This window comes from Halobaculum magnesiiphilum (assembly GCF_019823105.1).
Lineage (GTDB): Archaea > Halobacteriota > Halobacteria > Halobacteriales > Haloferacaceae > Halobaculum > Halobaculum magnesiiphilum.
Map to the genome: position 1 here is coordinate 285,556 of NZ_CP081958.1, position 23,739 is coordinate 309,294.

Consider the following 23,739-nt stretch of genomic DNA (forward strand, 5'->3'; position numbering starts at 1 on the left):
ACGCGGGAGCTGGGATGGGGGGGGCCGATCGGGCCGCCGGGTGGCAAATGTTGACAAAGGGCTTTTACACGATTGTTCCTTCGGATTCCCCATGGCAACTCACGACCCGGGGAGCGACGGACGCTGGGACACGTCCGCCGCGTCACTGGGGTACGATCGACCCGACGTACGGGAGTACGCCGAGTTGGCGTCCGATCTGCGCGAGCGCGTGGCCGGCGAGGTACAGTTCGACGAGTACGCGCAGGTGTTGTACGCGACCGACGGCTCCATCTACCAGGCCGAGCCCGCGGGCGTCGTCTGCCCGCGCGACGCCGACGACGTGGTCGCGACCCACGAAGTCGCCGCCGACCACGGGGTACCGGTGCTGCCGCGGGGGACGGGGTCGTCGCTGGCGGGCCAGACCGTCGGCCCGGGCTGCGTCGTCATCGACACCACGCGCCACATGGACGACATCGTCGAGGTCGACGCCGAGGGACAGGAGGCGACGGTGCAGCCGGGCGTCGTACAGGACCACCTCGACGCCCGCCTCGCGGAGGACGGCCTGAAGTTCGCACCCGACCCGGCCTCCTCCGGCCGCGCGACCGTCGTCGGCGGCATCGGCAACAACACCACCGGCGCCCACTCGGTGCGATACGGGATCACGGACGCCTACACCGAGGAACTGGATGTGGTGCTCGCCGACGGCACGCGGATCCACACCCGCGAGGTCGTCCTCGGCTCCGACGAGCACGAGGAGATCATCGACGGCGGGGGGATCGAGGCCGAGCTCTACCGCACCGTCGAGGGACTCGTCCGGGAACACGAGGCCGAGATCGACGAGAAGTATCCGAACCTGAAACGGTCGGTCTCCGGCTACAACCTCCACAAGGTGATCTACGAGACCGACGACGGCGAGGAGGTGATCAACCTCTCGAAGCTGTTCGTCGGCGCGGAGGGCACCCTCGGGACGATCGTCGAGGCGACCGTCTCGCTCGTGACGAAACCCGAGGAGACCGCGCTCGCGCTCTACTGCTTCGACGACCTCGTCGACGCGATGGAGGCGGTACCCGTCGCGCTGGAGTACCCCGTGAGCGCGGTCGAGTTGATGGACGACGAGGTGTTCCGGCTCGCCCGCGAGTCGACCGAGTACGCCCAGTACGAGGAGCCGATCCCCGACGGCGCGGCGGCGGCGCTGATGCTCGAGTGGGACTCGGAGTTGGTGGACGACTTCGAGGGTGCGATGGCCGACACCACCGAGGAGTTCGTTACCGACGGCGCCGCCTTCGACGTGTTGGAAGCCTACGAGGAGGACGAACAGGAGAAGCTCTGGAAGCTCCGGAAGGCCGCGATCCCGCTGCTGATGAGCCTGGAGGGGGACCCGAAGCCGTACCCGTTCATCGAGGACGCGACGGTGCCGCCCGAGGAGTTGGCCGAGTACGTGGGGGAGTTCGAGGAGGTACTGGATGACCACGGCACCTCCGCCGCCTACTTCGCACACGCCGGTTCCGGCACCCTCCACATCCGGCCGATCCTGAACCTGAAGGACGGGGAGGGGATCGAGAAGATGCACTCGATCACCGACGACGTGACCGACCTCGTGCTCGACCACTTCGGCGCGTTCTCCGGCGAGCACGGCGACGGCCTCGCGCGCACGGAGTTCAACCCCAAGATGTACGGGGAGGACCTGTGGGGCGCGTTTCAGGAGCTCAAGTCCGCGTTCGATCCCGACTGGCGGATGAACCCGGGCAAGGTCGTCTACGTCGACGGCGACACCGCCGCCGAGCACGGCTACCCCGACTCGGCCGCCGACACGGACATGCGGGAGAACCTCCGGTACGGCGCCGACTACCGATCGATCGAGCCGCGGACGGCCCTCGACTTCGACGACGAGGGCGGGTTCTCACACCTCGTCGAACTGTGCAACGGCTGCGGCACCTGCCGGGAGACCGAGGGCGACGTGATGTGTCCGACGTACCGAGCCTCGGGCGAGGAGATCCAGGCGACGCGGGGCCGCGCAAACATGCTTCGCGCTGCCATCTCCGGAGAACTCTCGGAGGACGAGATCCACTCCGACCGCTTCCAGGAGGAGGTGCTCGGGCTGTGTGTCGGCTGTAAGGGCTGCATGTCGGACTGCCCGACCGGCGTCGACCTGGCGAAGCTGAAGGCGGAGGTGAAACACGAGCACCACGAGGAGGCGGGCGCGAGCCTGCGCGAGCGCGTCTTCGCTAACATCGACACAGCCAGTCGGATCGGGAGCGCGCTCGCGCCCGTCGCCAACGCGGCGACGGCTGTCCCCGGCGCGCGGACGGTGATGGAGAAGGCACTGGGAATCGCGAGCGAGCGCGAGCTCCCGACGTTCACCCGCGACACCTTCCGGAAGCGGTGGGACCGCCGCGGCGGCGCCGCGGTCAGCGCCGCGGAGGCGGACGCGCGGGTCGTCCTGTTCCCGGACACGTACACGAACTACAGCATGCCCGACGCGGGGATGGCCGCCGTCGAGGTGCTGGAGGCGGCGAACGTCCACGTCCGCGTGCCCGAGGACCTGGCCGCCTCCGGGCGGGCGGCGTTCTCGACGGGCTTCCTGGGGACCGCCCGTGAGCGCGCCGCGGAGAACGTCGAGAAGCTCGAACGTTTCGTCGATGAGGGATACTCCGTCGTGTTCGTCGAACCGTCGGACGCGGTGATGTTCCAGGACGAGTACCGCGACCTCCTCGACGGCGACGCGGTCGAGGCGGTGTCGGCCGCCAGCTACGGCGTGCTGGAGTACGTCGACACCGCGCGCCTGGACGAGGCGATCGAGTTCCGCGAGGCGCCCGAGCGCGGCGAGTCGATCGCGTATCACGGCCACTGCAACCAGAAGTCGCTGAACAAGGACCACCACGCGGTCGGCGTGCTCCGGCGCGCCGGTTACGACGTGGACCCGCTGGACACCACCTGTTGCGGGATGGCCGGGAGCTTCGGCTACGAGGCCGAACATTACGAGCTGTCGAAGGCGATCGGCTCGCTGTTGTTCGACGCGGTCGACGAGAGCCCCGCCGAGAGCGTCACCGCACCCGGCGCCTCCTGTCGGTCACAATTGGGCGACCGCGAGGAGGCGGACGAACAGCCGCCCCATCCGATCGAGAAGGTGGCCGCGGCGCTGGCGGAGTAAGCGCTACGAAGAGTCGGTCCTCCCGCGTTTCAGATCCAGCCCTCGTTCGCGAGCAGTTCGCCGTTGAGCAGCGAGGCGCCCGCGGCGCCGCGGATCGTGTTGTGCGCGAGGCAGTTGTACTTCACACCCGCGGGCGTCGTCTGGACGCCGCCGGCGACGACCTGCATCCCGTCGCCGCGCATGCGGTCCATCCGGGGCTGCGGGCGCTCGGGCCGGTCGTCACCGAAGACGTGGATGAGCTGATCCGGCGACGAGGGGAGGTCGGCGCTCGGGTACGACTCCATCGCCGCGCGTACGTCCGCGGGCTCGGGGTCGTCGGCGAGTTCGGCGAACACGTTCTCCAGGTGGCCGTCGATGGTGGGGATCCGGTTGCACGAGGCGGCGACCTCCGCCGAGTGGAGGCTGAGTTCGGCGCCGTCGAAGTCGCCGAGGAGCTTGCGGCTCTCGGTCTCCATCTTCTCCTCCTCGCCGCCGATGTGGGGGATGGCGTTGTCGATTATCTCCATCGAGGTGACGCCCGAGTAGCCCGCCCCGGAGACCGCCTGCAGCGTCGACACCTGTGCGCGTTCGAGGCCGAACTCGTCGAGCGCCGCCAGCGTCGGCACCATCGTGATCGTCGAGCAGTTCGGGTTCTTCACGAGCGCGCCGTCCCAACCGCGCTCGTCGCGCTGGACCTCGATCAGGTCGAGGTGATCGGGGTTGATCTCGGGAATGGTGAGCGGCACGTCGTCGGCCATCCGGTCGTTCGAGGAGTTCGAGGAGACCACGTAGCCGGCCGCACAGAGGTCGGGCTCGATCTCCGCGGCGACGCCGGAGGGGAGCGACGAGAACAGCAGGTCCACGTCGTCGGGGATCTCCGCCGGGTCGGTCGCGCGGACGGTGATGTCCCGAACCGGCTTCGGGATGGCGGAGTCGAGACGCCACTTGGCCGCCTCGCGGTACGGCTTCCCCGCGGAGGCGTCGCTGGCGGTCAGACACGCGATCTCGAACTGCGGGTGGCCGTCGAGCAGCTGGATGAACCGTTGGCCCACGGCGCCGGTGGCGCCGAGGATGCCGACTCGATGAGTCATTGTGTGTCGGTGTGTCACACTCGAATAAGACCCTTCGGATACGCGCGGGCCCGGCGAGGATTGCCGCAGTCACGGACCGTCGCTTCCGGGGGCGAGCCACCGAGATTCCGTCGGGTGCTCGGCCGCGACGACGAGGGATCGTCGGCCGTCGACCGTCGGCAACCAGCCGGCGGCGATCGGTCATCGGCACGCGGTTCGCGATCCCCGCGGGCCGGCGACGGCCTCGATTACTCCGCGGCCGCGTCGAACGCCGCCTGCAGGTCGGCCTTCATGTCGTCGACGTGTTCGACGCCGACGGAAACGCGGATGAGCCCGTCAGTGAGCCCGGCGGCCTCGCGCTCCTCCTTCGGAATGGCCGCGTGTGTCATCGCCGCGGGCTGCTCGATGAGGCTCTCGACGCCGCCGAGGCTCTCCGCGAGCGTGAACACCTCGGTCTCCTCGACGACGGTGCTGGCCTGCTCCAGCGTGCCGTCGAACTCGAACGAGAGCATGCCCCCGAAGTCGTCCATCTGCTCGCTCGCGAGGTCGTGCTGCGGGTGCGAGTCGAGCCCCGGGTAGTAGACGCGGGAGACGGCGTCGTGGTCGTCGAGCCACGCCGCCAGGTCGCGGGCGTTGTCGCAGTGGCGGTCCATCCGCACGGGCAGGGTCTTCGTCCCGCGGAGCACGAGGAAGCAGTCGAACGGCGACGGCGTCGCGCCGACGGAGTTCTGATAGAAGCCGATGCGCTCGTCGAGGTCGGCGTCGTCCGTGACGAGCGCGCCGCCGACCACGTCCGAGTGGCCGCCGAGGTACTTCGTCAGCGAGTGGGAGACGATATCGGCGCCGTGCTCCAGCGGACGCTGGAGGTACGGCGTCGCGAACGTGTTGTCGACGGCACACAGCGCGTCGTGGTCGTGGGCGATGTCCGCGAGCGCGTCGATGTCGTTGACGCGCATCAGGGGGTTGGTGGGCGTCTCGACCCACAGGAGTTCAGTTTCCTCGCGCATCGCGTCGCGGACGGCGCCGTGATCGGTGGTGTCGACGAAGTCGAACTCGAGGTCGTACTCCTCGTACACCTGCGTGAAGATGCGGTGGGTGCCGCCGTACACGTCGTCGCCGGTGACGACGTGGTCGCCCGCCGACAGCAGGTTGAGCACGGTGTTGATCCCGCCCATTCCCGAGGAGAACGCGCGGCCGTACTCGCCGCCCTCCAGGGCCGCGAGGTTCGCCTCCAGGTCGGTCCTGGTGGGGTTGCCGGTGCGGCTGTACTCGTACCCGCGGTGGTCGCCGGGGCCGTCCTGCTTGTAGGTCGAGTTGGCGTAGATGGGCGTCATCAGCGCGCCCGTCTCGGAGTCGGGCTGTTGGCCGGCGTGGATCGCGGTCGTCTCGATGCGGAACCGGCTCTCGTCGCCGGCGGCGTCGACGTCGTCCGCGTCGTCGTGGTCGCTCATACCCGGGGCGACGGTACCGGTCCGTGTGATTCTTGCCATTCGGGCGTCGCGCTCGCGGTCGTCGGTCGCCGCCCACTGCTCCCGGCCCCTGCAGACCGCTCCCGGTAGTAGAACGCTCCCGTCCACCGATACACAGGCTTCGTCGTTGGGGGAATCACAAACACCTTGCCACCCGGACACGGATCCACGGGTATCAGGTGATTTCGTGACCGAGAAACGTGAGTACACGGACGATTACCCCGAGAAGACGCTGTACATCCCCGGGCCGACGGAGGTCCGCGAGGACGTGATCGAGGAGATGGCCCAGCCGATGTTCGGCCACCGGATGGACCGGATGACGGACCTCTACACGACCATCGTCGAGGACACCAAGGACTTCCTCGGCACCGATAACGAGGTGATGATCCTGACGGCCTCCGGGACGGAGTTCTGGGAGGCGTCCACCCTGAACCTCGTCGACGAGAACGTCCTCGTGCCGACCTGCGGGAGCTTCAGCGAGCGCCACGCCAATGTCGCCGAGCGCCTCGGCAAGAACGTCGACCGCTTGGAGTACGAGTGGGGCGAGGCGATCAAGCCGGAGGACATCCGCGAGCACCTCGAAACGAGCGACACGCACTACGACGTGGTCGCGACCGTGATGAACGAGAGCTCGACCGGCGTCCGCAACCCGATCGAGGAGATCGGCGACGTGATCGCCGAGTATCCGGACACGTACTTCGTCGTCGACGCGGTCTCCGCGCTCGGTGGCGACTACGTCGACATCGACGCCCACGGCATCGACGTGATCTTCGCGTCGACCCAGAAGGCGTTCGCGATGCCGCCGGGGCTCGCCGTCTGCGTCGTCAGCGACGAGGCGTACGAGCGCGAGGTCGGGAAGGACTCGGCGTCGTGGTACGGCGGCTTCCAGCGCGCGCTCGACTACTACGACCGGAAGGGACAGACCCACTCGACGCCCGCGATCCCGGTCATGCTCGCCTACCGCAAGCAGATGAAGAACATGTTGGAGGAGGGCCACGAGGGGCGCGACGCCCGCCACCGCGAGATGGCCGAGTACACCCGCGAGTGGGCGTACGACCACTTCGACATGTTCCCCGAGGAGGGGTACGAGTCGCAGACGGTCGCATGCATCGAGAACACGCGGGGCATCGACGTGGCGGCGACGATCGAGCAGGTGAGCGAGGAGTACGACATGGCGTTCTCGAACGGCTACGGGTCGCAGTTGGGCGAGAAGACGTTCCGCATCGGCCACATGGGCGAACACGACGTGGAGTCGATCAAGGAGCTGACCGACGCCATTGAGGACGTGGCCGGGCTGTAGTTCGACGCGGGGCTGCGGCTCGTCGGGACGGAAGGTGTCGCCCGGAACACTAACGAGCCGGCGTCATCCCGTGGCGGCGTGCCGCGTCGGCCGGTAAACCCTCGTGCCGGGCGTCCGCGATCGCGGCTCGCGGCGGGCCGTGTGTCGCGCGCCCGGGTTCTCCGCACCGTCATCGCACCCTGGCGGGTCTACTGGGGCGGGGACTGAAGGCGCGCACCTCGGACTAGCGGCCGGCGGTACAAACCGCTACCGGAGGAACTTCGAGAGCCGGTCCCTGAGCGAGGAGTCCTCGCCCAACTTCAGGTAGAACGCGTCGCCGCCGTCCTCGTAGTAGTTCTCGATGCGGCGGACGACCTGAAAGCCGATGTGTTTGTAGAAGTTCAGCGCCGCCTCGTTCGTCGTCCGCGCGTGACACGACACCGTGCGGTTCTCCTCGGCGACCTCGGCGACGAGGCGCTCCCCGTACCCCCGTCCCCGGACCCGCGGCGCGACGGCCAGAAACAGGATGTAGCCGTCGCGGCGCGACGCGGCCAGCCCGACGAGCTCGTCGTCCTCGACGAGCAGGTGGCACTCCGCGCGCTTGTAGGCGTTCATGAAGAAGTCGCGCCGCTGCTTGAGGACACCCTCGTGCTCGCGGATCTCCTCTTTCAGCGCCCAGGCGGCCTCCGCGTGTTCGGCCTCCCCCGGGGGGTCCATGCGCTTTTCGACGTTGACGCTCACGCGAGAGGTTCTACTGCTGAAGCGCATTTAACTCCACCGTCGGCGGCGCTCTCCGCCGGACGTGCGCTCGTCGTCGCCGACAGGCCTGCACCCGCTCCGGAAGCAGTACCGTTTTTATTCCCGTCGCTCGACGAGGTGGGTAATGCCGAGTTGGTCTCCCGACCGGCTGAGCGGGTCGATCGTCGGGCCGGTCCGGAGCGCGTTCGTCACCGGCGTCGCGGTGGTCGTGCCGCTGTTGCTCTCGCTCATCGTCCTCGCGGTCGCCGGCCGCTACGTCTACCAGTACCTCGACCTGTTCTCGACGCTGGTGCTCGACCTCAGTCCGAGCGCCCGGTACGTCCTCTCCGTGTCCGGGGTCAGGCTCTCGCTCACCAAGGAGGCGCTGATCGAACTCCTGACGCCGTTGGTGTTGGCGTCGCTGATCGTGACCGTCGGACTGTTCATCAACGCGTCGCGGTTCGGGGCCCTCGCGGTCGACTACTTCGACGCCGCGGTCGCGCACGTGCCCGGCATCGGCGCCGTCTACGAGTCGTTCCGACAGATGTCCGACGTGATGATCAACGAGGACGCACAGAACTTCCGGGACGTGAAGCTCGTCGAGTTCCCCCACGAGGGGGCGTACACGCTCGGGTTCCTCACGACCGAGACGCCGGACCCCCTCCGCGAGCCCGCCGGACACGACCGGATGTTGACGCTGTTTCTCCCGCTGGCGCCGAATCCGGTGATGGGCGGCCACCTCGTTCACATGCCGGCCGACCGCGTGATGGACGTGGACATGACCGTCGAGGAGGGTCTCCGCGCGGTCGTCACGAGCGGCGTGGCGGTGTCGGGCGGGTCGGGCGCGAGCGACGACGGGCTCTCGGCTCGACAGCTCCGAACGCTCTCGCGGGTCGAACACGCCGACCAGCGCCTCGACCCCGAGGCTGACTCCCCGGATATCCGGCGCTCCGAACCGGAGGCCGCCGAACGAGCGGACGAATGGGACCGACAGGTCGACCCCACGCGCTCCGAGACGCCGACCGACGTGGCTCGGCGAACGCGCGCACAGCGGGACCCGATCGAGGGGGACGAGGAGGATCTCGACGACCGTCAGCCGTACTCGCTGTACGGGAACTCGGAGGCGACCTCGACGCCGGCTCGCGAGGCCGGCCGCTACGGTGTGGAGTCCGACGGGAACGAGGAGGTCCCAGAGCACGACGCCGACAGGCCGTCCGCGGAGCGCGACGGCACCGACTCCCCGCCGGCCGCGGAACAGCGGGGCGGCGAGGGAACGGCTGCTCGGGCGGACGGGGACGAGGAACTGGATGACGACCGCGCCCGCGACGACGGCGATCATGATCGAGGCGACGAGTAGGTTAACAGCCGGCGGCGCGAACCCGATATCGAACCCGTGAGCGACGACCCCGATCGACCCCTCGACGCTGAGGACGACCCGGACGATCCCGCCGCCGACGACGATACTACCGCCACTGCCGACCACGACGCCGGCGCCGCTGACGCGCGTGGCCGATTCGAACTCCGCGAGCACACCGCCGACGTGGCCGTCGCGGCGACCGCGGACTCGCTGGGCGGGGTGTTCGCCGCCGTGGCGGAGGGGCTGACCGCGGCGATGTGCGACTCGGCCCCCGCGACCGGCGACCGGTTCACGTTTCGCGTCCGGTCGGAGTCGCCGGAGGCGGCGCTGTTCGACTACCTCGACGAGTGCATCTACGAGCGGGACGTGCGCGGCGTCTTGCCGGTCGATCACCGGGCGACCGTCCGCGGCGAGGGGGACGAGTGGGTCGTCGAAGCGAGCGCGCGGGGCGTCCCGCTCTCGGCCGTCACCGCGCGCGACGTGAAGGCGGTGACGTACTCGGAGATGGAACTGGCGGGGACTGCGGACGGGTGGCGCGCGTACGTGGTCTTCGACGTCTGAGCGTCGACTTCGTGATCGACAGCGAACAGCCGACTTCGGAGCAGTCCATGTGAATCGGTCGCAGGACTTACCATCGCAGCGCCCGGACTGCGAACGATGCGACCGCGTTCCCGACACGTCGTCGCCGCGTCCGCCGCGAAGGTCGGCGCGCTCGCCGCGTTTGTCGCGGCCGCGTCGGGTGTCGCCGCCGCACACGTGGAGTACGTGACCGACGCCGAGAACGGCGACCCGATCGCGTTCCTCACGTCGGCGTTGTCCGACCCGGTCGTCGTGCTGGCGCTCGGCGCCGGCGGCGTCGCCGTCGTCGGGACCATGGCGGGGTATCTCCGCGTTCAGCCCCTCCGGGCCGACGTGGCCGCGATCCGGCGCGCGCTCGTCGACTACGCCGATCTGCTCCCTTGGCTGCTCCGACTCAGTATCGGGTTGCCGATGGTCGGCGCCGGCTTCGCGGGCTACCTGTTCACGCCGCTTGTCACGGCGGCCGACACCGCGGTTCCGGTCCGCCTGTTCGGCGTCGCCGTCGGCTTCGCGCTGCTGTTCGGGCTCGCGACGAGATTCGTCGCCGGAGTCGCGCTGGCGTCGTATTTGGTGTTGCTTCCGGTACACCCCTCGCTGTTCTTCGCCTTCGAGTACGTCGCCGGCCTCCTCGCGATCGGTATCGTCGGCGGCGGGCGCCCGAGCGCCGACCACGTCATCGCGCGACTGGCCGCGAACGACGAGACGGTGTACTCCCGGTTCGATCCGTTCTACCGCCGGATCGCTGTCCCCGCGGGAGAGGCCCTCGACCCGTACCGACGGTACGTGCCGACGGTCGTCCGGATCGGGATGGGTATCGTCTTCGCGTACCTCGCGCTCGCCGAGAAGCTCCTCGCGCCGAACCAGGCGCTCGCGGTCGTCGAACAGTACGGGCTCTCGACGCTGTTACCCGTGCCTCCGGAGCTGTGGGTGCTCGGTGCCGCCGTCACGGAACTGTTCCTCGGAGTCCTGCTCGTGGCAGGGCTCTTCACGCGGGCCGCGTCGACCGCGGCGTTCGTCGTGTTCACCACCACACTGTTCGGACTCGCGGACGACCCGGTACTCGCGCACATCTCGTTGTTCGGCCTGGTGTCGGTACTGCTCGTCACCGGGGCCGGGCCGTTCTCCGCCGACCTGGCTGTTTTCCGGTCGCCGAACGAGCGGGGCGCTCCCGAGATGGGCCCGGACGCGGTTCGCGCCGCCGCGTCCGAGCCGTCGGAGGCGTCCGGGACGACACGATCCGTCGAGCGGTCGGCCGACCGAAACCCGAATGACGCCGACCGGTAGTAACGCTATTCCGTCCGCCAGCGGGAGAGACGTACATGACCGACACGCCCGAAACCCGCGAGTACGACGGGGTCGAACTCCGGAAGGTCCGCGAGTTCGTCTGGGAGATCCCGCAGGAGGGCGAGATGAACGCCCCCGCGCGCGTCCTCGCGAGCGACCCGCTCCTCGAACAGATCGCCGACGACAAGACGCTCCAGCAGCTCCGCAACGCGACACATCTGCCGGGGATCACGACCTACGCCGCGTGCATGCCCGACGGCCACCAGGGGTACGGGTTCCCCGTCGGCGGCGTCGGCGCGACGGACGCGACCGACGGCTGTATTTCCCCCGGTGCGGTCGGCTACGACATCAACTGCGGCGTCCGGATGGTCCGGACGAACCTCACCTACGAGGACGTGCAGGGCAAGGAGGAGGAGCTCGTCGAGAGCCTCTTCGCGAACGTCCCCTCGGGCCTCGGCGGCGGCGGGATCGTCGAGGGCGACGTCGACACCGTGGAGGCGGTGCTCGAACGCGGGATGGAGTGGGCACTGGCAGAAGGGTACGCGACCGAGGACGACCTCGCCCACTGCGAGGACCAGGGGCGCCGGCCCGACGCGCGCCCGGAGTTCGTTTCCCAGAAGGCGAAGGACCGCGGCCGCAATCAGCTCGGCAGCCTCGGCTCGGGGAACCACTTCCTCGAGGTCCAGCGCGTGACCGATGTGTTCGACGGGGCGGTCGCCGATTCCTTCGGTATGAAGGAGGATCAGATCGTCGTCCTGATCCACTGTGGCTCGCGCGGACTCGGCCACCAGGTGTGTACGGACTACCTTCGGAAGATCGAGAAGCGCCACGGCGACCTGCTCGACCGGCTGCCCGACAAGGAACTGGCGGCCGCGCCCGCCGGCTCGGAGCTGGCCGACGAGTACTACGGCGCGATGTGCGCGGCGATCAACTTCGCGTGGGTGAACCGGCAGCTCATCACCCATCGGACGCGCCGCGTGTTCGAGCGCGTGTTCCGCGCGGACGCCGACGAACTCGGAATGGAACTACTGTACGACGTGGCGCACAACATCGCCAAGAAGGAAGTCCACGAGGTCGGCGTCGACGACGACGGCACCGCCGTACCGACGGAGGACGCCGTCGCTCACGAGGAACGCGAGCTGTACGTCCACCGCAAGGGCGCGACGCGCGCGTTCCCGGCCGGCCGCGAGGAGGTGCCGGCCGCCTACCGCGACGTGGGACAGCCGGTGATCATCCCCGGGAGCATGGGCGCCGGCAGCTACGTGCTCGTCGGCGGCAACGAGTCGCTCGCGCAGACCTTCGGCTCGACGGCCCACGGCGCCGGCCGCGTGATGAGCCGAACCGCCGCCAAGCAGGAGTACTGGGGTGAGACCGTCCAGGACGAGCTCCGCGACCAGGACCACATCTACGTGAAGGCCCAGTCGGGCGCCACCGTCGCCGAGGAGGCGCCCGGCGTGTACAAGGACGTCGACGAGGTCGTCCGCGTGAGCGACGCGCTCGGCATCGGAGACAAGGTCGCCCGGACGTTCCCCGTCTGCAACATCAAGGGGTAGCGGCACGGCTCCGTTGGGGGTGGGCTGACAGGCGACGCCCCGCAGCGACCACGGCACGCGGCGTCGCACACCCGCGCTCGCGCCGTGGTGACCGTCACGTCACGGCGGCGATGGTCCCGGGTTCGTATTTCAACGTTCGGGCGTGGAGCGGCCGCATTCGCGCGGGTGGATCCTCCGATAGCGCGGGGATCAGTCGAAGCCGTCGGTCGGACCGGAGGGACTGTCGGGTCCGGTCGGCCCGCGCGGCGAGTTCGGCCCGCTCCTCTCCGCGAGCTCGACGCGCTCGCCGTCGGTGTCGGCGTGTCGCGGATCGATCTCTCGGCCGTCTTCGAACTTCACGAACGAGAGGTAGAACCGTTCCCCGCACCCCTCGGCGTCCGAAGCACCCGATACGTCCGTGGCGTTCCCACCGTCCGTCGGCGGCGACTCGCCGCAGACGAGCGCGACGCCGTCGGCGGCGCCGTCCTCGAACTCCTCGTCGGGGGCGACGTACTCCCAGCCCTCGAACGGGTACGGCGTGACGGCCTTGTCCGAGAGGTAGCCCTCACGCTCCAGTTCGACGAGCGTGCCGCAGTGAGGACAGTAGTAGGTGACCGGATAGCTCATGGGAGCGAGGAGGGGGCGGCGGGACTTGTCTTCGTCGGCGGGAACACTCCGCGGCTTCCGGAACGCGGATTTCAAGCCCCCCGGCCACGAGTCGGAACACGATGACACCCGAGGAGACGGTTCGGGCGTACTACGACGCCCTCCGCGCGGGCGAGGCACTCGCGCCGTTTTTCGTCGAGTCGCCGGCGACGGTGAAGGTGGGGATCAGCGAACGCCTCGTGGGCTACGCAGAGATCGCGAAGGGGCTCCGCGAGCAGTCCCGGACGACGGAGGACTGGACCGTCGAGAGTCACGACCTCGATATCGTCGAGCGCGACGCGGCTGCCGCCGTCAGCGACGCGGTGTCGCTGTCGTGGTACGACGCCGAGGCGTTCGCCGAGCGCTCGTTCGAGACGCGCTGGAGCGGGACGCTCGTTCCGACCGACGACGGGTGGGCGTTCGCGGGACTGCACGTCTCGGCCCCGACCGACCTCGATTCGGGTGTCGATCGCTGATGGTTGGCCCGAGCATCACCAAGGAGAAGCGCGACGCGACGAACCGACGGCTCAAGGTCGGGTTGGTCCTCCTGATCGGCGTCTCCGGCGGGCTCGTGTCGCTGCAGGCGGACCCGACGCCGGAACAGATAGCCGCCGCCGTCGCCGTCTCGCTCGTCATCGGCGCCGCGTTGACGTGGTTCGTCGTGCGGACGCTGGAGGAGTTCTCGCCGAAGCGGTAGGGATCCGCGAGCAGGGTGGCGAGCGGGCGAAGAACCATGTCGTCCCGCATCCACCACGGAATATGGCCGAGGACATCTCGCTCGACGGGCGGACGCTCGTCGGCGTCGCGAACGACGAGGACGGCGAGGTCGGCACGAAAACCCGTTTCAGGTTCGAGCAGACGGGCGACCGGATCCACGCGGCGTACGCCGGCGGCGACATCGCTGAAGGTCACCTCCTCGGGACGTTCGACGGGAGGAAGTGGGAGATCCGCTACACACAGATCAACGTCGACGGCGACACCGCGTCCGGACGCTCGGTCGGCACCGTCGAGGAACTCGCGGACGGTCGCGTGCGGGTCGAGGACGAGTGGGAGTGGGAGTCGAAGGCGGGCGCCGGGGAGTCGGTGCTCGAAGAAGACGAGGAAATAGACGAGATCGACGAGATCGACAAGTGAACCGGGCGCCGCGGACCGCCGGACGGGTCAGGCGACCCGCCGGATCCACGCGTCGGGGTCGTCGAGTTCCTCGTCAGTCGGGAGGTTCTCGGGGCGCTCCCACACCAGCGACGCCGTTCGGAGGTCCCGCCGATCGGCGACTGCCGTGAAGAAGGCCGCGCCCCGCTCGTACTGTCGGCGCTTCATCCCGAAGCCGAGCAGTCGCTTGAACAGGTTCGTGATCGGGTCGCCGCCCTGGCGACGCGCGTCGAGTTTGGCGCGCAGGTCGTCGTACTCGTCGTCGAACGCCCGGTCCATCAGGAGTTCGGCGTAGCCCTCGACGGCCGTCATCGCCGTGTTGAGGTCGGCGAAGGCGTCGACCGGGGTTCCCCCGTCGCGATCGGGACGGGCGAGTTCCAGCAGCGAGGACTCGTCGGTGACCGACGAGATCCCCGATTCGAGGCGGGCCTCGAGATACCCGGGCAGCCACGGCGCCGCCGCGAATTCGGCGGCGTGGGCGACCTCGTGGAACGCGATCCACCGGCGGAACCGCGGGTAACCCACGTCCAGTTCCACCGCGGCCTCTTGGATGTTCGGGCGGACGAAGTACAGGCCGTGGTCGTCCGGGTCGGCCTCCGCGAGCAACAGCGGGTCGTACTGTCCGAGGACGTTGCGCGCGAGGAACGCGACCGTCACCGCCATCGTGCCGGAATTCAGCGACCGGGCCACGCCGGGGACCATGCCGCCGGTCGCGGTGTCCTCCAGCGGGCGAAGCACCCGTCGGAACGTGTCGACGTTCGCGTCGATCCAGTGGTGGCGGTGTTGCACCTCGATGCTGCCGGGGAGGTCGAAATCGACGCCGGAGGCCGCACGGAGGCCGTCGCGGGCGGCGCGCACGTCGTCGGCGAACGCCGCGCGCTCGGCCGGCTCCATCCGCAGGTCGCCCGGCTCACAGCCGCCCTTGGCCGCCTCCGCGACGGCGTCCCAGTCGATGGCGCCGTCGGACGCGTCCGCCGCGTCGGCGATGGCGCGGACGCTCCGGGAGAGATCCATACCACACCTCCGCCGTCCGGCGGGATAGGCCTTCCCCCGACGCGCCGGGTTCCGGGTCGACGGACGCTGGACCGCGGGGGGTCGCCCGGGTGCGCTTCGGACGTTTTAAGAGCGATCCGCGGTCCGATCGGAGCATGCAACGAGTCGACGTCGCCATCGTCGGCGGCGGGCCGGCGGGGTCGGCCGCCGCACACGCCGCCGCCTCCCGCGGCGCCGACGCCCTCGTCCTGGAGAAGGGCGTCCCGCGGGAGGACCGCGACCGCCTCGGACCGGACTCCACGGACGCCGCCGGAATTCTCGACTACTGGGTGGACATCATGGGGATCCACCCCGACGAGTTCCCCGAGGGCGTCGTCCAGGACGAGCTCGACCGCGCGGAGTTCGTCGGTCCGAACGAGGCCTGCACCCTCCGCTCGACCGGGATCGAGTCGAGCTACGACGGCTTCGGCTACACGATGCACCGCGCGCGCTTCGACGACTTCATGCGCGATCGCGCGGAGGACGCCGGCGCCGAGTACCGCGTGAAGGCGTCGGTGAAGGGCGTCGAAACCGATCCGTCGGCGGGCGTCGGCGGCGACGACCCGCGCCACGTGCTTTCCTTGGCCTCCGGAGAGGAGATCGGCGCGGACTTCCTCGTGCTCGCGGACGGGCCCCAGCGCACGGTGACGAACCGCGTGCTCGACCGGTTCCTGCCGGACGGACGGAAGGCCTCCGAGCGGCTGGCCTCGACGGAGAACAACCACATCGCCTACCAGGAGTACCGAAAGTTCCCGGAGGAGGTGTACGACGAGGTCGACGGCGCGATCACGTTCTGGTGGGGGGTCATGCCCGGCCACACCGCCTACCCGTGGGTGTTCCCGAACGCCGACCGCGTCTGTCGCGTCGGGCTGACGATGCCCATCGGGATGGACCTGGACGAGGTCGACGAGCGCGAGGCGTACGCGCTCATCCGCGAGGACGACGAGCGAGTTCCCTCGGGGACGGAGTACGTCCGGCGGATCCTCGAACGCGAGTGGGGCGACGAGTACGACATCGAGGAGGACTTCCCCCTCGTCGAGGACGCAGGCAAGACCAAGGGGACCGAGACGTACCCCATCTCCTCGACGAACCCGATCGAAAGCCCGGTCGACGCCGGCGTGTGCGTCGCCGGCGGCGCCATGGGCGCGACGAGCGCCTTCCACGAGGGCGGCGACCACGTCGCGGTCCGGACGGGCGCCATCGCCGGCGAGTTGGCCGCCGAGGGCGACGTGAGCGCGTACAACGAGCGGTGGCACGAGGCCATCGGCGACGAGCTGCTTCGCAACGTCGCGCTCGCGGAGCTGTGTCGCGGCTACGGCCCGGACGACTGGGACGACACGTTCCGGATCGGACGCGAGATGCTCGCCGAAGAGAAGGGATTCGGGATGTTCGAGCGGAAGTTCGGCGCCGGCTGGGGCGCGACGAAGCTCCTCCTGCGGTACCAGTGGATCAAGTGGCGCAACCGCGACGGGCGGTACGTCCAGATGACCGAGGACGAGTACGCGTACTGAGTCACGAACGACGAGCGCGCGTCTCGGTTCGCCCTACATTCCCATGTCCTCGGCGTCCTCGGGAACCGGAAGGTCGTGGACCGCGACGCCGAGCAGCTCCGCGACGTGATCCAGCGCCATGTCGAAGCCGTAGTAGCGTTCCAGTTCGTCGCCGCCGGCGCCGCCCTCGCGCACCTTCAACATGGCGTACCCCTCGATGTTCTGCGCCACGGCGGCGCGGCGCCCGTCGCGTTCGAACGTCAGCAGGCGCTCGGTCTCCGTCTCCTCGTACGTCGCGGTGATGCCGTCGGCATCGACGCTGCTCATGTGCGTTCGTGGGACGGGAGGTACTCGGCGGTTGCGGTCGCGACAGATCGACTGCGTGTCCGACGACACGCAGAGAGCGCGTCCGACGACCCGACCGCCGGCCGCGTCGCTCGCGGGGACGTGAATACGGGATGAATGGCGGACGGGCCGGAGTTGCCCGGGAGTTCCATCGGGGGGAATCCCGGTCGCTGACTCCGCCCCGCGACCCGACGAGCGACGGACGTCCGGCGGTGGGCTGCTCGCTTCCGCGCCTGGCCCGGTGCCACCGGCGAACCGTGGGAGAGCACCCCTGCGGGTGCGTCCCGGCGGACCGTCGTCCCCGGCGGACGAGGCTTCTCCGTCAGCTTCCGAGGCCCTCGATGGGCGTCCCGGACGCGTCCGGCGTTCGGTCCCCGCTGAAGACTCTATCGCGGGAGACGAGCAGGGCCTAACTGCCCGACCTAGTCCATCCCGAGGTAGTCCGCTCCGACTTATGGGCCTTGCGGTACGCGCCGCCGAGCCGTCGCCGGAATCGACAGCCGGCGGCTACACGACGGCGCTGGCGAACGCGCCCGCGCTGAGGGGGACAAGCGCCGCGACGCCGACGACGAGCCAGCGGTGCCAGAGGATCCACGTCGCCGACTGCGGGAACGAGTAGAGGTTCTGAACGTCGACGGCGAGCGCCCACGCGATCGCCAGCGCCAGCAGGCCGACGCCGGCGACGAGCGCGACGCCGGCGACGGTGTCGGCCGGCCGGCGCTCCTGGCGACCCGAGAGGAAGACGACGACGAGGAGGATCGCGAGGAACGCGACGCCGGCGGCGCCGACGGTTCCGGAGGCGTAGTAGACGCCCAGCCCCGTACCGGCGTCGGCGATGAGGAGGAACGGCGCGGCCAACACGACCAACAGCGCGAGGCAGGCTGCGACGCCCGCCGCGGGCGCGGACTCGGCGAGGTTCATGCGACCGGATACCCGTCCGGCGCGCACTTAACGCCCCGCGATCCTCGCCCCGCGGAGGGTGATCGGGTCGGGGACACATCCCCGTCCGGATCGCCCGAAGGGGAACGCCGAAGTGGTCTCACCCGGAGGGGCAGGTATGGAAGACGTCGCAATCGTCGGCGCGTCGATGACCCCGTTCGGGCAACGCGACGCGTGGATCCGGGAGCTGTTGGCGGAGGCCGGACAGGCGTGCCTCGAGGACGCGGGCGTGTCGGCCGACGCCGTCGACCACCTGTACGTTTCGAACATGGCGAGCGGCGAGTTCGAGGGGCAAACCGGCGTCCCGAACGCGCTCGCACACGACCTCCAGGCAGTGCCGGCCTACACCGCCCGCATCGACCAGACCTCCTCCTCGGGCGGCGCGGGCATCTACGCGGCCTGGCAGTCGGTCGCCTCCGGCGCCTCCGACATGACGCTGCTCGTCGGCGGCGAGAAGATGACCCACCGGACGACCGCGGAGGCGACCGACGTGATCGCCTCGCTCACGCACCCCTGCGAGTACAAACACGGGCTCACGCTCCCGAGCTTCGCGGGGCTCACCGCCCGGCTGTACCTGGAAACGTACGACGCCCCGCGCGAGAGCCTCGGGAAGGTCGCCGTCAAGAACCACCGGAACGGCGTCGACAACCCGCACGCGCAGTTCCGCAAGGAGGTCGACCTCGACACCGTGCTCGACTCGCCCATCGTCGCCGACCCGCTCCGGCTGTACGACTTCTGTCCGATCACCGACGGGTCGGCGGCGCTCCTCCTGTGTCCCGTCTCCGTCGCCGAGGAGTACGCCGACGAGTACGTCACGGTTGCGGGCATCGGCGGCGCGACCGACACCCACGTCGTCCACGAGCGCGCGGACCCGACGACGATGCGCGGGGTCGTCGAGTCGAGCGATCGGGCCTACGAAATGGCCGACCTGTCGCCCGACGACGTGGACGTGGCGGAGCTGCACGACATGTTCACGATCCTCGAGTTCCTCCAGTTCGAGGACCTCGGGTTCGCCGAGAAGGGCGAAGGGTGGAAGGCCGTCGAGGAGGGTCGCACCGACCGCGACGGCGAGTTGCCGATCAACACCTCCGGCGGCCTGAAGTCGAAGGGCCACCCGCTGGGCGCCTCCGGCGTCGCGCAGGCGTACGAGATCGTCCAACAGCTCCGCGGCGAGGCCGGGAAGCGACAGGTCGACGCCGACGTGGGCCTCGCGTGCAACGTGGGCGGCTTCGGGAACTGCGTTACCACCGCGATCTTCGAGGGGGTGGACGCATGAGCGACGAACGCGCGGACGAGCGGAGCGAGTCCGCGAACGGAGCGGGGAGCGGAGCGACCCGCGACGACGCGCCCGCCTTCGAGGCCGCGCGCTACCCGGACGGGTCGATCACCTATCCCGCCCACCCGGTCGGCCCGGGCGGCGAAGCGCCGGTCGACACCGTCGACCTCTCTGAGTACACCGCCGAGGTGATCACCTGGACCACGTCGACGGCGACGCCGCCGGGCGTACGAGAGCCGAACCACGTCGCGATCGTCGAGTTCGACGTGGACGGCGAGCCCGTTCGCGCCATCGGACAGGCGACGACCGGCGACATCGAGATCGGCGACGAGGTCGAGCCGGTGTACTGCGAGGAGCTTCGCGACCCCGACGCGGGCATCCGCGAGCCCGCCAGCCAGGAGTGGGACGGCTTCCGGTTCCGTCCCGTCGAGTGATGCCGGGGGAGCGGGAGGGGGTCGAGCCGTGAGCGACGACGGCGCCGATAGTGTCGGCGACTCCGATAGCGTCGACGACGCGGACGGCACCGACGGAACCGGCGGGCTCGCCGTCAGGACCGGAGTCGCGCTCGGCGTGCTCGGCTCGCTCGTGGCCGTTCGCGTCTCGCTGGCGCTGTTCGATGTGGTCGTTCCCGCGCCGGGGACGGCCGCGTATCTCCTCGTCGGCGCGGTCGTCGCCGGCGCGGTCGCGGGCTGGGCGCGCACGAGTCGCGGACTGGTCTCCCCGACGGCCGTCCCGGCGGTCGTCTTCCTCGGTGCCGTGACAGCGACGTGGGCGCAGTACGTCGCTCCGGCGACGACGCCGACGCCCGTCGACCCGACGCCGTTGGGGTGGGTGCTGCTCGGATGGCCCGCGGTCGTCCTCGTCGGCGTTGCCGCCGGCGCGGTCGAACTGTACGCGAAAACGCGCGACTGAGTTGCCGCCGATCGGGCGATCCCCGCCAGGATCAGGCTGTCGGGTCGTCCGCGTCGCCGTCGATGCCGTCCGCGGCGTCCCCGCGGCCGTCGGTGTCGTCGGTGTCGTCGCCGTGGTTCCCCTCGTCCCCCTCCTTGTCGTCGTCGTCGTTCCCTTTCCCGACCTCCCGCTTGATCGACTCCAGTTCCGCGTCCACGTCGACCTCGGGAGCGTCGTCCTCGTCCGATCGGTTCACATCGTCGGGTCCGTCGTCGGATCCGTCCTCAGTTTCGTCCCCGTCCTCGCCCGGCTCGTTGGACTCGCCGGAGCCGTCAGGCTCGCCGACCTCGATGCTGACGGGCCCGCCGTCGTCGGCGGCTCCCCCGTCGCTGCCGCGGTCCGCGCGCCGTTCGCGGTCGCGCTCCCGGTCGACCGTCTCGCGGGACTCGCGGACCCGGCGCTCCAGTTCCGCGCTCAGATCGCGCGCGTCGGCGACCAGGTCCCGGCTCTCCTCGTCCTCGGGAAGGTCCGCCTCCGAGAGCGTCTCGCGGAGCCGTTCCAGCGCGTCTGCCGCGTCGGCTGCCGCGCGGTCGGTCGCGGCGGTGACGCCCTCGCCCACAGCGTCCGACAGCATCGTCCGGGCGAGCCCGCGCGAATCGCGACGGTCGCGTCGGCCCCCGCGAGCGCCGCGCCCGCGGTTCCTGCGAGCCGGCGTCTCCCCCGGGGCGGCCAGATCGATCACTCCCTGGAGGAGTTCGAGCGCCTCGATCGTCGCTTCGAGGACCGCCACGACGGTCGGAATTGTGTAATCACTCGTGAACCGGAACAACTCTCCGGGGGACGGGGGACGGGGCGGGCGAGGACGGTCCCGTCGCCCCCGGGTGTCGTCGAGGATTCGTCGGTCGCGATCTGCCGAGGACCGTTCGACGCGGCCGCCACCGCGGTCACCGCGGCGGTCGGCGTCGCGTCCGGCACCGCGCTCGCGGTCCGTGAGCTCGTCACGCAGGTCCGCGAGCGTCGTCTCCAGCTCGGAGACCAGCGCCGCGAGGTCCTCGTCGTCGCCGGGATCGCGGGAGGGGTTACTCATACCGGAACTGTTGGGCGCGTTCCGTCAAAAGGGTTCACACGCGATCGGGTCGGTCACCGTGAGTCGGTGACGGGTCAGCGCGGCTTCGCTCGGCGGTACTGCACGGGCCACTCGATCTCCTCGTCGAGTTCGTCGGCCGCGTGCAGCGGCCAGTACGGCGACCGGAGGAACTCCCGGGCCATGAGCACGGCGTCCGCGCGGTCGTTCGCGACGATCGCCTCGGCCTGTTCCGGCTCGGTGATGCCGCCCACGGAGGCGACCGCGATGTCGGCGCCGACCTCCGCGACGTGCTCGCGGATCGCCTCGGCGTACGGGAGCTGATAGCTCGGGCCCGCGTAGGGTACCTCCTGTGCGGGCGAGATACCGCCCGCGCTCACGTCCAGCAGGTCGGCGCCGGCCTCGGCCAGCAGCGGGGCGAGCCGGGCCGACTGCTCGACGTCCCACGACTCGCGGTCGTCGATCCAGTCTGTCGCCGAGATCCGAACGAACACGGGCTTGTCGTCGGGCCACACCTCGCGCACCGCCTCCGTCACCTCGCGCACGAGCCGGGTGCGGTTCTCGAAGGAGCCGCCGTACTCGTCGTCGCGGTCGTTGGCGACCGGCGAGCAGAACTCGTGGAGCAGGTAGCCGTGGGCCGCGTGCACCTCGGCGACCTCGAAGCCGGCCGCCAGCGCGCGCTCGGCGGCCGCGCGGAAGTCCTCGATCACGCCCTCGATCCCGGCCGTCGAGAGGCTGTTCGTCGGGTGTTCGTCGCCGTCGCGGGGGTACGGCCCCGACGGCGCGTCGACCTCCCAGCCGCCCTCCTCGATCGGGACGGGATCGCCGCCGTCCCAGGGCCGGTGGGTGGACGCCTTTCGCCCGGCGTGAGCCAACTGGATCGCGGGCACCGACCCCTGTGAGTCGATGAACTCCGCGATCCGGGCCCACTCGTCGGCCTGCTCGTCGGTCCAGATCCCCGTGTCGTGGGGCGTGATCCGACCCTGTGGCGAGACCGCCGTCGCCTCGGCCATCACGAGGCCGGCCCCGCCGACCGCGCGCGATCCGAGGTGGACGAGATGCCAGTCGGTCGGCACGCCCTCGCTCGCCGAGTACTGGCACATCGGCGAGACGAACACGCGATTGGGGATCTCGGTGTCGCGCAACGAAAGCGGGGAGAACAGGTGTTCGACCATGCGCCCGGTAGGACCGCGCCGGTACAAACGGCTGGCGACGACAGAGGGGATTGCCCCTACCGACGACCCGCGTGATCGTGGCGCCGTCCGGGGTTTCCGGTTCCCGCGGCTTTTCAATCGGCGTCCGTCTGTCCCCTGCATGGGACTCACCACGGACGAGGTCATGCAGATCAGTCTCGATCTCGTCGACTGGGACGACACGCCGGCCGACAGCACCGTCTACGTCCCCGGCGAGGAGATCGAGACCGCGCTCGTGGGCATCGATCTCGAATCCCCCGAGATACGGTTGGCCCACGACCTCGGGTACGACCTCGCGCTCGCACACCACCCGACCGGGATGAGCGCCCGGCTGGACTTCCCGGAGGTGCTCGACACGCAGGTCGAGTTCATGACCGACCACGGCGTTCCCGAGGACGTGGCCGAGGAGGCCGTCTCGGATCTGCGCTCGCGAATGGACCACGGCGGGCACTCCAGCAACTACCGCCACGACCCGAGCGTCGCCGAGCTGCTCGACCAGCCGTATCTCAACACCCACCTCGCGCCCGACGAGTACGGCCGGCGTGTCTTCCGCGAGGTCGCCGACGGGATGGACGACGACGCGACGGCCGGAGACTTCGTCGACGCACTCTCGGAGATCCCGGAGTTGGCCGCGGCGGAGACGGACGTGCGCCTCCGCGTCGGCGACGCGGACAACGACCTCGGCGAGGTGGCCGTACACCACGCCGCGGGCACGAACGGCGGCGCGTCCGTCGCCCGCGCGTACTTCGAGCACGGCGTCGACACCGTCCTCTACATCCACGTCGGCGCCGGCGACACCGCCGAGTTGCGCGAGGAGTTCGGCGACGCGCGGAAGAACCTCGTCGTCACCGGGCACGTCGCCAGCGACGCGATCGGAATGAACGCGGTCGTCGACGCCCTGGAGGAGCGTGGCGTCGACTGTGACACCATCTCCGGATGCGGGATCGGCCGCGACGAGTGACCGACCGCGCCGTCGGTTTAGGTCGGCCTACCGTTTAGGGATACCAAAACCTATATCTTCGCGGGGGCGTGAGAGACCGGTAATGACGCACGATCTGCTCGCGGAGCGGGACGACGAGGCGTCGTCCGAGCCCGAGTTCGTCCCCGAGACCCCCGTCGCCGCCCTCCGGACGTGTCCCGAGAGAACGGTGTTCTCCGAGAACGGCAACGCCGACGGCTGGATCTCGACGGACCTGACGGTCGAGCTGGAACGGTAATTCAACGGTTCTCGCGGATCTCTCGGGCGTCTCGCGCCCGTTCCGCCATCGTCCACAT

The 23,739-nt window shown here is 69.9% G+C and carries 23 protein-coding genes, 1 other RNA gene and 1 pseudogene; 15 read left to right on the forward strand and 10 right to left on the reverse strand.

All coding sequences use genetic code 11. The features are described 5' to 3' along the window. Positions 1-91 precede the first annotated feature (91 nt). The gene (locus tag K6T50_RS01590) at positions 92-3,130 is read left to right on the forward strand and encodes an FAD-binding and (Fe-S)-binding domain-containing protein (RefSeq protein ID WP_222607703.1); all 3,039 of its coding nucleotides are present in this window, start codon (positions 92-94) and stop codon (positions 3,128-3,130) included. 29 nt (positions 3,131-3,159) lie between these two features. Here K6T50_RS01590 and asd read toward each other — a convergent pair whose 3' ends face one another. After that, complete coding sequence (gene asd / locus K6T50_RS01595; protein WP_222607704.1) at positions 3,160-4,200, reverse strand: aspartate-semialdehyde dehydrogenase; 1,041 nt, start codon at positions 4,198-4,200, stop codon at positions 3,160-3,162. A gap of 227 nt (positions 4,201-4,427) precedes the next feature. Beyond that, the gene (locus K6T50_RS01600; protein ID WP_222607705.1) at positions 4,428-5,630 is read right to left on the reverse strand and encodes a cystathionine gamma-synthase; all 1,203 of its coding nucleotides are present in this window, start codon (positions 5,628-5,630) and stop codon (positions 4,428-4,430) included. Between the two features lie 205 nt (positions 5,631-5,835). On the opposite strand from K6T50_RS01600, the gene K6T50_RS01605 reads away from it, so the two are divergent. After that, positions 5,836-6,948 (forward strand): pyridoxal-phosphate-dependent aminotransferase family protein, encoded by a 1,113-nt coding sequence (locus K6T50_RS01605; protein WP_222607706.1) that lies wholly within the window; start codon positions 5,836-5,838, stop codon positions 6,946-6,948. Positions 6,949-7,194: 246 nt separating this feature from the next. Here K6T50_RS01605 and K6T50_RS01610 read toward each other — a convergent pair whose 3' ends face one another. After that, positions 7,195-7,668, reverse strand: coding sequence for a GNAT family N-acetyltransferase (locus K6T50_RS01610; RefSeq protein WP_222607707.1), 474 nt, complete (start codon positions 7,666-7,668; stop codon positions 7,195-7,197). Between the two features lie 142 nt (positions 7,669-7,810). On the opposite strand from K6T50_RS01610, the gene K6T50_RS01615 reads away from it, so the two are divergent. The 4 genes and pseudogenes from K6T50_RS01615 (at position 7,811) to K6T50_RS01630 (ending at position 12,438) form a co-directional block, all read left to right on the forward strand. Beyond that, positions 7,811-9,022: a DUF502 domain-containing protein gene (locus tag K6T50_RS01615; protein ID WP_222607708.1), complete on the forward strand. Its 1,212-nt coding sequence runs from the start codon at positions 7,811-7,813 to the stop codon at positions 9,020-9,022. Between the two features lie 156 nt (positions 9,023-9,178). After that, positions 9,179-9,583 (forward strand): annotated as a pseudogene (locus K6T50_RS01620) (archease); the annotation flags it as partial. Positions 9,584-9,679: 96 nt separating this feature from the next. Further along, complete coding sequence (locus K6T50_RS01625; protein ID WP_222607710.1) at positions 9,680-10,885, forward strand: DoxX family protein; 1,206 nt, start codon at positions 9,680-9,682, stop codon at positions 10,883-10,885. Between the two features lie 35 nt (positions 10,886-10,920). Beyond that, the gene (locus K6T50_RS01630; protein WP_222607711.1) at positions 10,921-12,438 is read left to right on the forward strand and encodes an RtcB family protein; all 1,518 of its coding nucleotides are present in this window, start codon (positions 10,921-10,923) and stop codon (positions 12,436-12,438) included. A 189-nt stretch (positions 12,439-12,627) separates the two neighbouring features. On the opposite strand, the gene K6T50_RS01635 is transcribed toward K6T50_RS01630, so the two are convergent. Further along, positions 12,628-13,044: a DUF7969 family protein gene (locus K6T50_RS01635; protein WP_222607712.1), complete on the reverse strand. Its 417-nt coding sequence runs from the start codon at positions 13,042-13,044 to the stop codon at positions 12,628-12,630. Between the two features lie 101 nt (positions 13,045-13,145). On the opposite strand from K6T50_RS01635, the gene K6T50_RS01640 reads away from it, so the two are divergent. From K6T50_RS01640 to K6T50_RS01650, 3 genes are all read left to right on the forward strand, one after another. Continuing rightward, positions 13,146-13,538 (forward strand): nuclear transport factor 2 family protein, encoded by a 393-nt coding sequence (locus tag K6T50_RS01640; protein ID WP_222607713.1) that lies wholly within the window; start codon positions 13,146-13,148, stop codon positions 13,536-13,538. Continuing rightward, a complete protein-coding gene (locus K6T50_RS01645; protein ID WP_222607714.1) occupies positions 13,538-13,759 on the forward strand; it encodes a hypothetical protein in 222 nt (73 codons plus the stop codon). The genes K6T50_RS01640 and K6T50_RS01645 overlap by 1 nt, the downstream gene beginning before the upstream one ends. A 62-nt stretch (positions 13,760-13,821) precedes the next feature. Further along, positions 13,822-14,196: an avidin-fold protein gene (locus K6T50_RS01650; RefSeq protein ID WP_222607715.1), complete on the forward strand. Its 375-nt coding sequence runs from the start codon at positions 13,822-13,824 to the stop codon at positions 14,194-14,196. Between the two features lie 27 nt (positions 14,197-14,223). Here the strand turns inward: K6T50_RS01650 and K6T50_RS01655 are convergent, their stop codons facing one another. Then, positions 14,224-15,228, reverse strand: coding sequence for a zinc-dependent metalloprotease (locus K6T50_RS01655; protein WP_222607716.1), 1,005 nt, complete (start codon positions 15,226-15,228; stop codon positions 14,224-14,226). Between the two features lie 134 nt (positions 15,229-15,362). Here K6T50_RS01655 and K6T50_RS01660 point away from each other — a divergent pair, with 134 nt between their 5' ends. Beyond that, on the forward strand, positions 15,363-16,757 hold the full coding sequence (locus K6T50_RS01660; RefSeq protein WP_222607717.1) for an NAD(P)/FAD-dependent oxidoreductase: 1,395 nt from the start codon (positions 15,363-15,365) through the stop codon (positions 16,755-16,757). 33 nt (positions 16,758-16,790) lie between these two features. Here K6T50_RS01660 and K6T50_RS01665 read toward each other — a convergent pair whose 3' ends face one another. The 3 genes from K6T50_RS01665 to K6T50_RS01675 form a co-directional block, all read right to left on the reverse strand. Beyond that, positions 16,791-17,063 (reverse strand): DUF7111 family protein, encoded by a 273-nt coding sequence (locus K6T50_RS01665; RefSeq protein WP_222607718.1) that lies wholly within the window; start codon positions 17,061-17,063, stop codon positions 16,791-16,793. 136 nt (positions 17,064-17,199) lie between these two features. Continuing rightward, an RNA gene (ffs, locus tag K6T50_RS01670) (signal recognition particle sRNA) lies at positions 17,200-17,514 on the reverse strand. A gap of 74 nt (positions 17,515-17,588) precedes the next feature. After that, entirely contained in the window at positions 17,589-18,002 is a 414-nt protein-coding gene (locus tag K6T50_RS01675; RefSeq protein WP_222607719.1) for a DUF7548 family protein, read from the reverse strand. A gap of 136 nt (positions 18,003-18,138) precedes the next feature. Here K6T50_RS01675 and K6T50_RS01680 point away from each other — a divergent pair, with 136 nt between their 5' ends. The 3 genes from K6T50_RS01680 to K6T50_RS01690 are packed head-to-tail and all read left to right on the forward strand — an operon-like array spanning position 18,139 to position 20,208. After that, the gene (locus K6T50_RS01680) at positions 18,139-19,296 is read left to right on the forward strand and encodes a thiolase domain-containing protein (protein ID WP_222607720.1); all 1,158 of its coding nucleotides are present in this window, start codon (positions 18,139-18,141) and stop codon (positions 19,294-19,296) included. Further along, the gene (locus K6T50_RS01685; protein WP_225935349.1) at positions 19,293-19,730 is read left to right on the forward strand and encodes an OB-fold domain-containing protein; all 438 of its coding nucleotides are present in this window, start codon (positions 19,293-19,295) and stop codon (positions 19,728-19,730) included. The genes K6T50_RS01680 and K6T50_RS01685 overlap by 4 nt, the downstream gene beginning before the upstream one ends. 28 nt (positions 19,731-19,758) lie before the next feature. After that, the gene (locus K6T50_RS01690) at positions 19,759-20,208 is read left to right on the forward strand and encodes a hypothetical protein (protein WP_222607721.1); all 450 of its coding nucleotides are present in this window, start codon (positions 19,759-19,761) and stop codon (positions 20,206-20,208) included. A gap of 31 nt (positions 20,209-20,239) precedes the next feature. Here K6T50_RS01690 and K6T50_RS01695 read toward each other — a convergent pair whose 3' ends face one another. Both K6T50_RS01695 and K6T50_RS01700 read right to left on the reverse strand, forming a co-directional pair. Continuing rightward, positions 20,240-21,274 carry a DUF7547 family protein gene (locus K6T50_RS01695; protein WP_222607722.1) on the reverse strand — a complete coding sequence of 345 codons (1,035 nt, stop codon included), beginning with the start codon at positions 21,272-21,274 and terminating at the stop codon, positions 20,240-20,242. Between the two features lie 74 nt (positions 21,275-21,348). Beyond that, complete coding sequence (locus tag K6T50_RS01700; RefSeq protein ID WP_222607723.1) at positions 21,349-22,446, reverse strand: NADH:flavin oxidoreductase/NADH oxidase; 1,098 nt, start codon at positions 22,444-22,446, stop codon at positions 21,349-21,351. A gap of 139 nt (positions 22,447-22,585) precedes the next feature. On the opposite strand from K6T50_RS01700, the gene K6T50_RS01705 reads away from it, so the two are divergent. Together K6T50_RS01705 and K6T50_RS01710 are read left to right on the forward strand one after the other, a co-directional pair. Continuing rightward, positions 22,586-23,425, forward strand: coding sequence for a hypothetical protein (locus tag K6T50_RS01705; protein ID WP_222607724.1), 840 nt, complete (start codon positions 22,586-22,588; stop codon positions 23,423-23,425). Between the two features lie 82 nt (positions 23,426-23,507). Beyond that, a complete protein-coding gene (locus K6T50_RS01710; RefSeq protein WP_222608952.1) occupies positions 23,508-23,681 on the forward strand; it encodes a hypothetical protein in 174 nt (57 codons plus the stop codon). The last annotated feature ends 58 nt before the right edge of the window (positions 23,682-23,739 follow it).

Coding starts and splice junctions, on each gene's coding strand:
- K6T50_RS01675 (WP_222607719.1), bottom strand. CDS start 18,002: ATGAACCTCGCCGAGTCCGCGCCCGCGGCGGGCGTCGCAGCCTGCCTC.
- K6T50_RS01695 (WP_222607722.1), bottom strand. CDS start 21,274: ATGAGTAACCCCTCCCGCGATCCCGGCGACGACGAGGACCTCGCGGCG.
- K6T50_RS01630 (WP_222607711.1), top strand. CDS start 10,921: ATGACCGACACGCCCGAAACCCGCGAGTACGACGGGGTCGAACTCCGG.
- K6T50_RS01700 (WP_222607723.1), bottom strand. CDS start 22,446: ATGGTCGAACACCTGTTCTCCCCGCTTTCGTTGCGCGACACCGAGATC.
- K6T50_RS01615 (WP_222607708.1), top strand. CDS start 7,811: ATGCCGAGTTGGTCTCCCGACCGGCTGAGCGGGTCGATCGTCGGGCCG.
- K6T50_RS01625 (WP_222607710.1), top strand. CDS start 9,680: ATGCGACCGCGTTCCCGACACGTCGTCGCCGCGTCCGCCGCGAAGGTC.
- K6T50_RS01660 (WP_222607717.1), top strand. CDS start 15,363: ATGCAACGAGTCGACGTCGCCATCGTCGGCGGCGGGCCGGCGGGGTCG.
- K6T50_RS01655 (WP_222607716.1), bottom strand. CDS start 15,228: ATGGATCTCTCCCGGAGCGTCCGCGCCATCGCCGACGCGGCGGACGCG.
- K6T50_RS01685 (WP_225935349.1), top strand. CDS start 19,293: ATGAGCGACGAACGCGCGGACGAGCGGAGCGAGTCCGCGAACGGAGCG.
- K6T50_RS01635 (WP_222607712.1), bottom strand. CDS start 13,044: ATGAGCTATCCGGTCACCTACTACTGTCCTCACTGCGGCACGCTCGTC.
- K6T50_RS01590 (WP_222607703.1), top strand. CDS start 92: ATGGCAACTCACGACCCGGGGAGCGACGGACGCTGGGACACGTCCGCC.
- K6T50_RS01645 (WP_222607714.1), top strand. CDS start 13,538: ATGGTTGGCCCGAGCATCACCAAGGAGAAGCGCGACGCGACGAACCGA.
- K6T50_RS01665 (WP_222607718.1), bottom strand. CDS start 17,063: ATGAGCAGCGTCGATGCCGACGGCATCACCGCGACGTACGAGGAGACG.
- K6T50_RS01600 (WP_222607705.1), bottom strand. CDS start 5,630: ATGAGCGACCACGACGACGCGGACGACGTCGACGCCGCCGGCGACGAG.
- K6T50_RS01650 (WP_222607715.1), top strand. CDS start 13,822: ATGGCCGAGGACATCTCGCTCGACGGGCGGACGCTCGTCGGCGTCGCG.
- K6T50_RS01705 (WP_222607724.1), top strand. CDS start 22,586: ATGGGACTCACCACGGACGAGGTCATGCAGATCAGTCTCGATCTCGTC.
- K6T50_RS01710 (WP_222608952.1), top strand. CDS start 23,508: ATGACGCACGATCTGCTCGCGGAGCGGGACGACGAGGCGTCGTCCGAG.
- K6T50_RS01640 (WP_222607713.1), top strand. CDS start 13,146: ATGACACCCGAGGAGACGGTTCGGGCGTACTACGACGCCCTCCGCGCG.
- K6T50_RS01680 (WP_222607720.1), top strand. CDS start 18,139: ATGGAAGACGTCGCAATCGTCGGCGCGTCGATGACCCCGTTCGGGCAA.
- asd (WP_222607704.1), bottom strand. CDS start 4,200: ATGACTCATCGAGTCGGCATCCTCGGCGCCACCGGCGCCGTGGGCCAA.